Annotated in this window: 11 protein-coding genes; all 11 read right to left on the bottom strand. The window is 55.4% G+C overall.

All coding sequences use genetic code 11. The features are described 5' to 3' along the window. Nucleotide 1 precedes the first annotated feature (1 nt). Nucleotides 2–925 (bottom strand): ribose ABC transporter substrate-binding protein RbsB, encoded by a 924-nt coding sequence (rbsB, locus tag ABIE48_RS11040; RefSeq protein ID WP_145021077.1) that lies wholly within the window; start codon nucleotides 923–925, stop codon nucleotides 2–4. Nucleotides 926–941: 16 nt separating this feature from the next. Further along, on the bottom strand, nucleotides 942–1,910 hold the full coding sequence (gene rbsC, locus ABIE48_RS11035; RefSeq protein WP_076167363.1) for a ribose ABC transporter permease RbsC: 969 nt from the start codon (nucleotides 1,908–1,910) through the stop codon (nucleotides 942–944). Between the two features lies 1 nt (nucleotide 1,911). Continuing rightward, on the bottom strand, nucleotides 1,912–3,393 hold the full coding sequence (locus tag ABIE48_RS11030) for a sugar ABC transporter ATP-binding protein (RefSeq protein WP_192714566.1): 1,482 nt from the start codon (nucleotides 3,391–3,393) through the stop codon (nucleotides 1,912–1,914). Between the two features lie 15 nt (nucleotides 3,394–3,408). After that, on the bottom strand, nucleotides 3,409–3,807 hold the full coding sequence (rbsD, locus tag ABIE48_RS11025) for a D-ribose pyranase (protein ID WP_192714567.1): 399 nt from the start codon (nucleotides 3,805–3,807) through the stop codon (nucleotides 3,409–3,411). Further along, nucleotides 3,807–4,685: a ribokinase gene (gene rbsK, locus ABIE48_RS11020; RefSeq protein ID WP_192714568.1), complete on the bottom strand. Its 879-nt coding sequence runs from the start codon at nucleotides 4,683–4,685 to the stop codon at nucleotides 3,807–3,809. Before rbsK ends, rbsD begins: the two co-directional genes overlap by 1 nt. Nucleotide 4,686: 1 nt before the next feature. Next, on the bottom strand, nucleotides 4,687–5,667 hold the full coding sequence (locus tag ABIE48_RS11015; RefSeq protein ID WP_145021083.1) for a LacI family DNA-binding transcriptional regulator: 981 nt from the start codon (nucleotides 5,665–5,667) through the stop codon (nucleotides 4,687–4,689). Between the two features lie 494 nt (nucleotides 5,668–6,161). After that, nucleotides 6,162–7,061 (bottom strand): YitT family protein, encoded by a 900-nt coding sequence (locus ABIE48_RS11010; RefSeq protein ID WP_192714569.1) that lies wholly within the window; start codon nucleotides 7,059–7,061, stop codon nucleotides 6,162–6,164. Between the two features lie 163 nt (nucleotides 7,062–7,224). Continuing rightward, complete coding sequence (locus ABIE48_RS11005; protein WP_145021089.1) at nucleotides 7,225–8,451, bottom strand: cation:proton antiporter; 1,227 nt, start codon at nucleotides 8,449–8,451, stop codon at nucleotides 7,225–7,227. Nucleotides 8,452–8,455: 4 nt separating this feature from the next. Continuing rightward, complete coding sequence (locus ABIE48_RS11000; protein ID WP_076167379.1) at nucleotides 8,456–8,950, bottom strand: cation:proton antiporter regulatory subunit; 495 nt, start codon at nucleotides 8,948–8,950, stop codon at nucleotides 8,456–8,458. 538 nt (nucleotides 8,951–9,488) lie between these two features. Then, nucleotides 9,489–9,836 carry a hypothetical protein gene (locus tag ABIE48_RS10995; protein WP_143811838.1) on the bottom strand — a complete coding sequence of 116 codons (348 nt, stop codon included), beginning with the start codon at nucleotides 9,834–9,836 and terminating at the stop codon, nucleotides 9,489–9,491. A gap of 267 nt (nucleotides 9,837–10,103) precedes the next feature. Further along, on the bottom strand, nucleotides 10,104–12,302 hold the full coding sequence (locus ABIE48_RS10990) for a hypothetical protein (RefSeq protein ID WP_192714570.1): 2,199 nt from the start codon (nucleotides 12,300–12,302) through the stop codon (nucleotides 10,104–10,106). Between the last annotated feature and the right edge of the window lie 14 nt (nucleotides 12,303–12,316).

Genomic DNA, 12,316 nt, shown 5'->3' with positions numbered 1-12,316 from the left:
CTTACTTCTGATCCTTCGTCACCAGCTTCAGCGGCGCCGGGATCGACTTGTCGACCGTTTTGCCCTGCAGCACGTCCTTCGCCGCCTGCACGGCCATCTGGCCGATCAGCTCAGGCTGCTGCGCCACAGTGGCGGTCAGCTTGCCGGCTTTGATCGAATTCAGCGCGTCTTCGTTGCCGTCGAACCCGATGACCGGGATATTTTTGCCGGAGCTTTGGATCGCTTCGATCGCGCCTAGCGCCATCTCGTCGTTGTGGGCAAAGACGGCTTGCACGTCAGGGTTGCCCTGCAGCAGATTTTCCATGACGTTCAGACCTTTGGTCCGGTCAAAATCGGCCGCCTGCTTGGCAATGACGTTCAATTCGGTGTCGGCCACTTCGTGGAAGCCTTTCCCGCGTTCGCGGGTTGCGGATGCCCCCGGCACGCCTTCCAGCTCGATGACTTTGGCGCCTTTGCCGAGCATCTTCACGATGTATTCGGCCGCCATTTTACCTCCCTTGACGTTATCCGATGCAACCAGAGCTTTGACGTCCCCTTTGTCTGAGGAGCGGTCCAGCGTAATGACCGGAATACCCAAATCGTTGGCGTTCTGCACGACCGTGGAAATCGCGGCGGAATCTGTCGGGTTGATCAGGAGCACGTTGACCCCTTTTTGGATCAGGTCGTCCACGTCATTGCTCTGCTTGGCCGAGTCGTTCTGGGCGTCGACGACGATCGTTTCCATGCCCTGCTTCTTGGCTTCGGCCACCACGCCGTCCTTCAGCGAGACGAAGAACGGATTGTTGAGCGTGGAGACGGACAAACCGATTTTCATTTCCTTAATATCGCCGCCCGTTTTGGGTTTGGCCCATTCCGGCGGTTCCAGCGAACAGCCTGTGGTCAGAATCAACAAGAGTGCAGCTGCGATTAGCGTTAATTTTTTCATGATGATCTACTCCTTCTTATGCGGATTTCTTCCGGTCGATCAGGACGGCGATCAGAATGACGATCCCTTTGACGACCATTTGGTAAAAGGAAGAAACGCCGAGCAAATTCAGACCGTTGTTCAGTGTACCGATGATAAGCGCGCCGATCAGTGTGCCGACGATGCGTCCGCGTCCGCCGGACAAGCTCGTGCCGCCAAGGACGACCGCCGCGATGGCGTCAAGCTCGTAGGATGTGCCCGCCGTCGGCTGCGCCGAGTTCAGGCGGGAGGTCAGGATGGCGCCGGCCAGAGCCGACAGCAGTCCTGCCAGGGAATAGATCATGATTTTTACGCGCGGTACCTTGATACCGGATACGATCGATGCTTTTTCGTTACCGCCGATGGCATAGGTTTTACGGCCAAATGGCGTTTTATTAAGAATGACCCACAGAATGACAAACGTAATGATCATGGTGATCGCCGGTACCGGGATACCGAGCTCGTATCCGCGCCCGAACAGCTGGAACAGCCGGCTGTCGCCAAGTCCTGTAATCGGGTTACCGTCCGTATACACCATCGTCAAGCCTCTGAATACCGTCATCGTCGCCAGTGTAGCAATAAACGGCGCCATTTTACCTTTTGTAATGAGCAGGCCGTTCACCATACCCATCACGCCGCCGAGAAGACAGCCGATGATGATCGCCAGGATCGGATCAAAGCCCGACACCAGCATATTGGCGACAAACGCACTGGACAATGCAAGAATCGAACCGACGGATAAATCGATGCCGCCTGTCAAGATGACGAAGGTCATACCAAACGCGATAAGCGCGTTGATCGACACCTGGCGGAGCAGGTTCAGAATGTTAAGCGGTTCCAAAAAGCTCGGATTCAGCACCGACACGATGATGATCAGGATGATCAGCCCCAGCAGCGGACCCAGCTTTTGCGTCACTTGCGATAGTTGGAAGCCTTTTGGTTTTTTAGCGTCTTGAATGGTTGTCATGTTACTGTCCCCCTGTTGCTAACGTCATTATTTTTTCCTGCGTGGCTTCTTCGCTGTTCAGTTCCCCGCTGATTTCGCCTTCATGGACGACCAGGATCCGGTCGCTCATGCCCAGCACTTCGGGCAGCTCGGAGGAAACCATAATAATCGCAACGCCGCGTTCGGTTAATTCGTTCATCAGTTGGTAAATTTCGCGCTTCGCCCCGACGTCGACCCCGCGCGTCGGCTCATCCAGGATAAGCACTTTCGGACCGATGCCGACCCATTTGGCGATGACGACCTTTTGCTGGTTACCGCCGGACAGGTCGCCTGCCGCGGTTTCCGCAGACTGCGTTTTGATCTGCAGCCGTTTGACCAGCAGGTCGACGAAGTCTTTTTCCCGTTTCCCGTTAATAAAGCCCTTAGACGTAAAGCCGGACAAGCTAGGTAGCACCATATTTTCCCGGATCGAAAAATCGAGCAGCAGCCCTTCATCCTTCCGGTCTTCGGTAATAAAACCGATGCCGCGTTTGACCGCATCGTCAGGCTTGCGGATATGGGCTTTTTTGCCCTTAATCCATATTTCGCCGCTGTCCAAGTGATCGAGCCCGAACAGGGCGCGCATGATCTCGGTCCGCCCCGAACCCATCAGGCCGGAGAAGCCGACGATCTCACCGGAACGCACCTGGAAGCTGACGTTCTCAAACAATCCCTTGCGGGTGGCGTTCTTCACTTCGAGCACCACATCGCCGGGCGACGGGTTCCGGTGCGGGTAACGCTCGGTGAGCTCGCGGCCGACCATTTTTTTCACGACTTCGTCAAAGTTGGTATGCGGAATGTCCTTTGTATCCACCGTTTTACCGTCGCGCATGACTGTGATCCGGTCGCAGATTTCAAATATTTCTTCCATCCGGTGCGAAATATAGACGATGGAAACGCCTTCCTTTTTCAAGGCGGCAATGACGTCGAACAGCTTGCGGATTTCCCGCTCGGTCAGTGCGGCCGTCGGCTCGTCCATGACGATGACTTTGGCATCGGTCATGAGCGCCTTGGCGATCTCGATCATCTGCTGCTGGCCTACCGAGCACTCCCCGGCTTCACGCTGGAAGGGGATGTCTACCGACAGCTTGTCGAATTGGGCCTTTGCCAGCGTTTTCATTTGTTTGGTGCTGAGCAGTCCCCATTTTGTGGTCATTTCCTTGCCGATAAACAGGTTTTCAATGACGGTCATGTCGGGCCAAATGTTCAATTCCTGGTGGATAAAAGCGATGCCCGCTTTTTCCGCTTCCTTCGGGTTTGGAAAATACGTCTCCTTGCCATCGATCCTGATGACGCCCTCATCCCGCTGATGCAGACCGATGAGAATGTTCATCAGGGTGGACTTGCCGGCGCCGTTCTCCCCCATCAAGGCGTGAACTTCGCCTTCCCGAAGCTCAAAATCCACACCGCTCAGCACGTGGTTGGTGCCAAAGGATTTATAAATGCCTTGCATTTGTATGTGCATAAGGGTTCCTCCTCTTTATCCAAAATGGACGCCGGATTGCAGAATGCAGTTGGCGAACGGCTTGGCTTCTCCGGTCCGGATGACCGCCTTGGCTGTGCGGGTCAAAGCTTTAAACTGTTCGTGAGGCACGTCCTCAATCGGGCAATCCGCAAATGTATGGTCAATGTAAGCTTGCGCTTCTGGGTTATCCGTTTTCATTTCCGCGGCGACGATGACCTTTTCGATTTCCATGTCTTCCGCGATGGAACTCACGACCTCCTCAAAGCTCGGATTCCCAAGCTTCAGGGCGAGGTCGATTTTGGTGATCCCTTCGGGGATGGGAAGGCCCACATCGGCCACGACGATCGTGTCGGTATGGCCGAGGTCGGCGAGGACTTTGGCAATGTGACTGTTCAGCATCCCATGCTTTTTCATTACAGGTTCTCCTCCACTTCTTGACGCGTCGGCATGCCGCCCTGCGCGCCGAACTTCATGACCGACAGCGAAGCGGCACGGTTGGCGAACCGGACACTGTCCGCAATCGGCTTGCCTTCAGCCAACGCCACGGCAAAGGCCGCGTTAAAGGTGTCTCCGGCGCCGGTCGTATCGACGGCTTCGACTTTATAAGAAGGAATCACAACCTCCTCCTGTCCGTCAAAATAACGCACACCGCTGCTGCCTTCGGTAATGAACAGCTTGTTCGGATACCGGCGCAGCGCTTCGGATACCTGGCCTTCGCCGAACATAATCGCAGCTTCGTGCTGATTCGGCGTGATGTACGCCGCGTTCTCGATCACTTCGTCCTTGACCGGACGCGCCGGCGCCGGATTCAGCAGCAGCGGAACGCCGTGCTCGGCACAGATCCGGCTTACGTGCTCCACCGTTTCTTCGGGGATTTCCTGCTGGATCAGTACCATATCGGCTGCGGTAATCGCTTGTACAGCCTTGTCGATATAGGCCGGTGTGACTTCGTCATTGGCTGCTTTAACGACAACGATGCTATTGTCCCCTTCGGCAAGCACGATGTGAGCTGTTCCGCTCTCCATACCTGTAACCGGTTCCACATAGTCTACAGAAACTTGATTGGCGCGAAAATTGTTCAAAATGGCTTCGCCAAAGTGGTCGTCTCCCACCCTGCCGATCATGCTGACTTTCGCTCCGAGGCGGGCGGCCGCCACCGCCTGGTTGGCTCCCTTGCCTCCGGGCACGGTTTTAAAGCTCTCTCCGAGAACGGTCTCTCCCGCTCCCGGACGTTTGGACGATGTCACTACCAGGTCCATCGAGCTGCTTCCGATTACGCAAATGTTAGCCATCTTAATCCACCTTTCTGGTCGTATCCCGCTCTACAAAAGATACGGGCATTTGTATATTTCGATTATCCACTTTACCCTGTTCGATCAGGCGGATCAGCAGCAGCGCCGCTTCCTTGCCCATGTCGTAAGCTGGCTGACGGATCGTGGACAGCGACGGGGAGAGCAGGCTGCTGAGCGGAATATCGTCAAAACCGATCACCTGCACATCCTCCGGCACTCGCTTGCCAAGGCGCTGAGCCTCGTGCAGAACGGCGGTCGCCACGATATCGTTACTGGCGATGACCCCGTCGGTGTCGAGATGCTTGGCGAACAGCTCTTTGGCCCAGCTTTCCGCTTCCGCAAAGGAAAAGGACGATGTCTGAATGACGTTGTAGTCGATCCCCGCTTCCTCCAGTACCTCGACGGCGCCCTGGAACCGGTCCTGGGCGGGACGTATATGTACGGGTCCGCGCAGAACCGTGATCCGCTTGCTGCCGCGGGCGATCATTTCCTGGGCGGCCAGCCGTCCGCCTTTGCGTCCGTCCGAGTACACCGACGGGCTGTCGCTGGACGTCCGGTCCAGAAACACGACCGGGATGCTCAGCTTGGCGTATATATCCGAATCCGGACGGTTGGTTGAAGAGATGACGCCGACCACGTTATTTTGAATGAAGGTCTGGATGTACTCCTGTTCCTTCTGCTCGTTCTCGTCACTATTGCCGAAGATGATGCGGAATTCATTAGCCTGCATGCCGTCCTCCACGCCCCGCGCCAACTGCGGGAAATAGGGGTTCGTAATGTCAGGCAGCAAAAGTCCGATCAGCCTCGACTTGCGTTTGTATAATGATCTTGCAACCTCGTTTGGCGCATAATTCAACGCCCGAACCGCGTCTTCCACTTTCTTGCGGGTATCGGCGTGTACGTATCCTGTTTCATTAATGCACCGGGATACGGTCGCAACCGAAACCCCTGCATGGCGTGCTACATCTTTAATCGTTACCATCTGAAATTATCACCTCGAAATGTGGAACCGGTTACACACATAAAGTAACACATCACTTTGCGTTTGACAATAGCGCTTTCAAAAGTTTTCGACTGGATATTTTTTGCAGATGGCATAAAATGCAGGCGCGGTGCAGAAAAATAAACACAGTGTGCTTGGTGTCCTCAGTGCCGTATAGTTGTGAAAGAAGCAGCTATTTGGGGAGCGCCGCTCCCCCCCATTCATCAATAGATGCAAAAAACAGCAAAGAACAATTATTTGCAGTCAAAAAGTCTGCATTGGCGAACAACTGAAAAAGTGCAGTTCATTTCCGATTCATTGGCTTGCGGCCGCTTCACCGGAAATGAACTGCACTTCTACTCCTATTTAGCTTGTAGCGCTCTGTGCTGCAAAACAAGAGTAAATTTCAGGTACTTCGAGGCACTATGCCCCTTGCCACTTAAACTTTCTTCATTCGTGCTTCATGCCTGCTTTATTCCTGCTTCGTTCCTGCCTTATTCCTGCTTCATTCCGGACCGCTCCACCCATACGATCTCCGCCTGCGGATCGGCTTTGCGAACTACCGCCTTGAAGCGCGGAACATCCAGCAGATGCACACTGTACATCAATCTCGTCTGAGCTGGAACCCGTGCACAGTCGCTGTCACTATCAATCTCACGATGACGGTCATGGCCGATTCCGACATCATTCCACGCGAGTCCTTCAAGCCGCAGCCGGCTTTTCATTTCGGCTTCCACCTGCCGGGGATTCGCCGTCGTCACGCCGGCCAATCGGCGAAACCCAAATATGACGACCCCGGCGGTTTCATACGCCGCCAGGCAGGCGAACGCGGAGTACAGCGTCCGCTCCCACCCCAAAGCCGCGCCGGCGGTGACCAGCACCAGGGCGTGGCAGAGCAATAGCAGCCGCTCCACGGAGATGGCCGGGCGGGTGCCCCCTGAATCCCGGCCGAATCGGATGCGGTCGGTTTTTTCAAGGCCGAGCGCGTCCAGCAGGCCGCCTGATTTGACGGCCAGCCCGCCGCCGAAGCCAAGGCACAGGCCGCCTGCCAGCGCGGCAATGACCGGCTCGCCGCTGACGGCTGGCAGCGGCGCCAGCAGGAACGCCGACCCGGCAAATGCAAGCAGCCCCGGGAGCACCTGGAGCAATATTTTTTTTCGGCCCAGAAGTGAATAAAAGAACAGCAGCGGCAAATTGAACAGCACCAGCAGCATCCCGAAATGATTATCGGTGTGAAACGACACCAGGCCGGAAATCCCGGTGACGCCGCCGGCGATCAGATCGTGCGGATGCAGAAACAGCTCCACGCCGACCGAGGCGGCGATGCCGCCGATCACCGATTTGAAAATGGCATGCTTGCTGTTTCTGCCGGAAGCTCCAAATGTTTTTCTCATGACCATACGGCCTGCTTGATCGGATCATGCATAACCTTCCCTCCCTAAACTGAAATGGAAGTCCATTGGATGGGATCGCATTTACCCAAACATTCGTTAGTCTTATCCAGCCACTTCACCATCGCGAACAATGGAACTAGCCTTGCGGCATTCTTTCGGCTTTTTACAGCGCCTCTTCCTTCTGAATCCCCGGTTTTCGGTCCTTAAATTTGAACCAGCGGTTCAAGAAGGTAAAAATCGATTTCGACTGCTTGGTCAGCAGCGGACCCAGGATGGCCAGGATCAGCACGTAGATCGCCGAGAACGGCTGGAGGATTTCCATCAGGCCGCCGTCTTTGCCCAGGTTCGCCATAATGATCGAAAATTCGCCCCGCGAAACGATCGTCAGCCCGATGTTGGCCGATGCTTTGGGAGACAGCGAAGCCGTTCGCCCGGCCAGCATGCCTGCACTAAAGTTCCCGATCAGCGTCACAATGACCGCTGCCAGCGCAAGCCATATGGCACTTCCGCCCAAGGACATCGGATCAATGGACAGGCCGAAGCTGAAGAAAAAGATCGCCCCGAAAAAATCCCGGAACGGCATGATCAAATGCTCGATCCGCTTGGCGTGTTCCGTTTCGGCCAGCACCAGCCCGACCAGCAGCGCCCCGATCGCCTCGGCCACGTGGATCGTTTCGGAAAAGCCGGCAACCAGAAACAGCGCGCCGAAAATGACCAGGGCAAACAGCTCATTGGAACGGATCCGCAGCCATTTGTTCAGATAAGGCACTGCTTTACGTCCGAGAATAATGACGGCGAGCATAAACCCGAGCGACACGAGTGCCGACAGCAGCACGCCGCCGATCGAGCTGGAGTCGCTGAGCACAAACCCGGACAGAATCGAGATATACACGGCGAGAAAGACGTCCTCGAACATGATAATGCCGAGAATCATTTCGGTTTCTGCATTGGCGGTCCGTTTCAGGTCCACCAGCACCTTCGCTACGATCGCGCTGGACGAAATCGTCGTAATTCCCGCGATAATCAGCGTCTCGGCGAGCGGAAACCCGCTGAAAAATCCGAGCATCAGTCCAAGCGTAAAATTAATGCCGATATATATTGAACCGCCTACGGCGATCGACCGTCCCGACTTGATCAGCCGGCCGACGGAAAATTCGAGCCCGAGGTAGAACAGCAGGAACAAAACGCCAATCCGTCCCATAAAATCGATAAACGGCGCACTGTCGATAAACCGGAAATCGAAATGCCACAGCTCCATCGCATGCGGACCTACCGCCATGCCGATCAGAATATAGAACGGGATTACCGAAAACCGCAGCTTTGCCGAGATCAGTCCCCCCAGTGCAATGAGGACTAGCGCTAAACCAATTTCAAATACCAAATGCTCCATCCTTTCACCCGCTTCCGTTCATTAGAATTTGTTTGAACCGCTTTTGCTGCTCCCGTTCTCCGATGGCGACGACCGTCGCCTCCGCGTTCAGCACGGCTTCCGGTCCGGGATTCACTTGTTTGCCGTTACGTTTATCCAGCAGCGCGATTACCGAAACACCGGCATTTTGCCGGATATTCAGCTCACCGATCGTTTTTCCCGTGCATCCATAATGCGGCTCGATCCGGTACCACTCGATCGTCAGCTCGTCAAACGCCATTTCAACCCGTTCGAGCTGCTTCGGTTTGTACGTCATACCGCCGACAAGAGCGGCCAGCTGCCGCGCCTCCGGATCTTCCAGGGTCACCATCGAGATGCTTTGGTCCAAATCCTCGTACGAAAAATGGTACAGCTCACGCCGGCCGTCATCATGAATGACCACGACCATCCGGTCGCCGCTGGCGGTATCCATTACATATTTCATCCCGATTCCGGGCAATACAGACTCACGAATATCCATGAGAATAGCCTCCTGTAATTACATGTTTATATTTGAGAAACATTTCACATATTATTGGGTTGATGCAAGTGGCAGAATGCCACGTTTTTTTGAAAAAGCGCAAGGCAACCGCAACAAAACACACTCAGACTAAATGCTTCCGTAACAAAGGTATACAATTTGCCATCAAAGCCATTGCAATCCGCAGCCAATCCAGCACTGCATCAAAGCCCAAAAAGCCTGGCTGATCCACAAAAAAAACAACGAAACATGCCTAACCGATTTACTTTCATGCTAAATCCAGCCGTTGCAGAAAAAACGAACGATTCAACGATAAATCGTGACAAAAATACCATTAACGAAATTCTTCACACGTCAGCCAACACAACGGCATTGCCATACGCAGCGAACAGCAGCTATCACAGGCCAAGCCATCCTGCGGTCTTTCATCGATTTTTGGGTACACGAAATGAACCGTCCCGCTATCGGCTTTTTTACAGTCCAGGTGCGAGAATGCCCCGGCGCATGCCAATAAGGAACCGTCTATTCAGGAAGGAGATTAAGCCACATAACTCGAGGTAAATTTTATCGGAAGCAGCAGTAAATATTTTTTACGGAGGAAAACACACGGAACAAAGGGTAGCCGCGGTTTCGGAATACGCAGCACAAGCAGCAGCGGCAGCACAAAACAGAGAGGAAGCGCTGACGCCAGCATGATCAGTCTCTGCATGAGGGTTGGCGTTTTCCGTACCAGCGGTTTGCTTGGAGGATCGATCCGGCTGTACACCGTCTCGGTTTCCGTCGAACTTGCAGGGGAGGTAAACACTTCTTCTTCCAGGGAAACGGGAAAGGTTGCCATCTGAATGACACCCAGAACGACAATGAACATCATCCGAAGTCTATTCATCCATGCTGCCATCCTATCCCCCCTCTTGTGAAAAATTCATATATGATTATTCTAACACAAATTAGAGGATGTCTTCAAACCGATGGACAAGCCGGGACAAGCTGAGAACACCCTGATAAAAATTTTTGATCGATTTTGAAGGGCCGACGCAAGCGGTTGCCTCGATACCAGAACTCCAGAGGTGATGACCTAGACAGCAATAGGGCCAAAAAACCGGCGGAACCAAGGGGTTCCACCGGTTTTCATCAAAATCTCATGCAGATAAGCTTATTCCGCCCAATTCACCGCGATCTCAATCCCTTCCGTTACGCCGGGGTATCGGATCAAGACCGTTTTTGAACCGGGATCATAGGCACAGGCTGCCGGCTGTCCCCCTGCCGTCACTGCCGACGGTTCAGCCGGAACGCGAATACGCGTGCTGACCGTCATTTCGGAAGGGGACTCGGAGACGAATGTCAGCTTGCCTTCGAGGTACTGCTCCTCGCGAATTCGGGATGCGCTGACAAGAATGACCGGCTGGTCCTGCAACTGTGCCGCCGGATGGTCCAGATCATACAGAAGGCGGTCATCACCGGGCTGAAGTTCCACGCGGCTCAGCACGGGCAGCTCCGGATTAAAGAGATCGACGAACGCCCCTTCGAGCTGTGCCGCCGGCTCCGCGGCATCGCGCTCGTCGAGCGCATGCGCGATCACATACGGACCGCGCCGGATGTGAAGCAGGCCGCTCTCAAGGTACGCGTCCTGCTCCCCGCGGAACTGAAGCGCCTGACGCACGCTGCTCCGCACCTGCTCGGCGCCTGCATCCGAGCGGGACAATTCCGCAGGATGCTGCCGGTAGTACAGCACGGCCCCATCGCCGACCCGGTGCTCTCCTTCGCCCGGGTTACGCCCCAGCCCCATCGACTCGAACAGATGCTCTTCCGGCCGGTCATAGGCGCGGCCGGCGTCACGGTTCCACCATTCCTGCACGTTGTGGAATGGATCGCTCCCATCGCCGTAATAAATCAATACGCCTCCCTCGCGGACCCACTGCCCGAGAACCTGGTGAATACCGGGATGCTCCGGCTTCATCAGCTCGTAGCTCAGCAGCAGCACGCGGTAATCCGCCAAATATCCGGGAAAGGTCAGGATATTGTCCAGCTGGACCGGCCGCAACGGAATGCCTGCTTTGACGAGGGGCAGCGCCATCCCGTAAAAGGCGGACCAATCCAGCAGCTCCTGCTGCGCTTCGCTCAGCTCTTCCGTGCCGGAGGTGCCATCGTACTTAAACTCCTGCTTGCGTCCGTCTTCTTCCGGATCGACGTCCCCCCGCTGATACATCGCAGAGTTCGCCAGGAGAACACCGACGCCGGTCGTCGCCTTGCCTTCCTGCACATCCCCGTCATACCGGTGAATGTCACGCAGCACGTTCATGACGGTGAGCAGGGACGTTTTGTAGCCTGCCGGAATGATTTCCTTGCCGCTGCCGTCCTCCTTCGGGTACCCCCGTTCGAACACCCGCCAAGGCCAAGGACATACCTCGTATTGGGAAACGCCCGGATGCAGCAGCGAGGCCACGACCGTCGAGCGGTAATTGTACGCGTAATCCTTCCACGTATAGCGCGGATTATCCTCGATCGGGTCGTGAAGGAACCACATTTCGCGGCCCGTGCCGCGGGTCAGCTCCTGCATGACGCCATACTCCAGGAATGCCGTTTCAAAGGTGCGCTCCTTGCGGATACCCTTATAGACGTTTGCAGTCCGAGCGGTTCCCGTCCAGATCTGGGCGATGAAGCCGTCGCAGGCCGGCATGTTCACAAGCAGCGCTTCCGGGCTGATGATCCGCCACTGGGTGTAGTTGATCAGGCTGTGCGTCGGGACATAGAAGCGGACTGTGCGGCCATAGTGAACAAGCGCATACTCCTTCATCTGGCTGCAGATCCGGTCCAGCGTCCGGTAGTACACATACGCTTTCAGCTTGGATGCGCGGTATTGGGCGTCAGGCGACGAGTGAGGAGGAATCCAATCCTCGCCGTAATAGTTCCGCCACTCCCGCTTGAAGGCTTCGGAGTAACCCGAAGCCGCCCAGAATTCCGGTTCCTCCATATGGATGGCCTCGACGCCGCTGTCGATCGCCCGCTTGATGTGGGTCGCCAAATACTCGGCGAACGAGACGGTCGGCACCATGTACGGGACGTCCTTGCCGTGGCTTACCTGATCACCCGCCCGGTTGACCTGGGCTTCATCCCAGTGATTGCGCCCGTCGAAGCGGCCGTACAAATAATCCTGGTACTCCCCCCAAGATACGCCGGTCATCAGATGAATCGTGTATCCTGCCTGCTTCCAGCCCTGAATGCGCTCCGGCAAATCATCTGATATGCCGTAGACCATGACGAAATCCGTGCGGAGATCATACTTCGGCCCGTAAGGACGGGATTCCTGAAATCCCGTCCACTCCGGCCCTTTGCTTCCCAATCGGCTGCTCAAGGGTAAACCCTCCT

It is taken from the genome of Paenibacillus sp. OAE614 (genome assembly GCF_040546645.1).
Lineage (GTDB): Bacteria > Bacillota > Bacilli > Paenibacillales > Paenibacillaceae > Paenibacillus_AQ > Paenibacillus_AQ favisporus.
The sequence above is the reverse complement of the archived record's forward strand: the minus strand, read 5'-3'. Positions and strand labels throughout refer to the sequence as shown.

Bases quoted from the DNA above. Each gene is read 5' to 3' on its own strand.
- rbsC (WP_076167363.1), bottom strand. From the start codon at position 1,910: ATGACAACCATTCAAGACGCTAAAAAACCAAAAGGCTTCCAACTATCG.
- rbsD (WP_192714567.1), bottom strand. From the start codon at position 3,807: ATGAAAAAGCATGGGATGCTGAACAGTCACATTGCCAAAGTCCTCGCC.
- ABIE48_RS11005 (WP_145021089.1), bottom strand. From the start codon at position 8,451: ATGGAGCATTTGGTATTTGAAATTGGTTTAGCGCTAGTCCTCATTGCA.
- ABIE48_RS11015 (WP_145021083.1), bottom strand. From the start codon at position 5,667: ATGGTAACGATTAAAGATGTAGCACGCCATGCAGGGGTTTCGGTTGCG.
- rbsK (WP_192714568.1), bottom strand. From the start codon at position 4,685: ATGGCTAACATTTGCGTAATCGGAAGCAGCTCGATGGACCTGGTAGTG.
- ABIE48_RS11010 (WP_192714569.1), bottom strand. From the start codon at position 7,061: ATGAGAAAAACATTTGGAGCTTCCGGCAGAAACAGCAAGCATGCCATT.
- ABIE48_RS11000 (WP_076167379.1), bottom strand. From the start codon at position 8,950: ATGGATATTCGTGAGTCTGTATTGCCCGGAATCGGGATGAAATATGTA.
- rbsB (WP_145021077.1), bottom strand. From the start codon at position 925: ATGAAAAAATTAACGCTAATCGCAGCTGCACTCTTGTTGATTCTGACC.
- ABIE48_RS11030 (WP_192714566.1), bottom strand. From the start codon at position 3,393: ATGCACATACAAATGCAAGGCATTTATAAATCCTTTGGCACCAACCAC.
- ABIE48_RS10995 (WP_143811838.1), bottom strand. From the start codon at position 9,836: ATGAATAGACTTCGGATGATGTTCATTGTCGTTCTGGGTGTCATTCAG.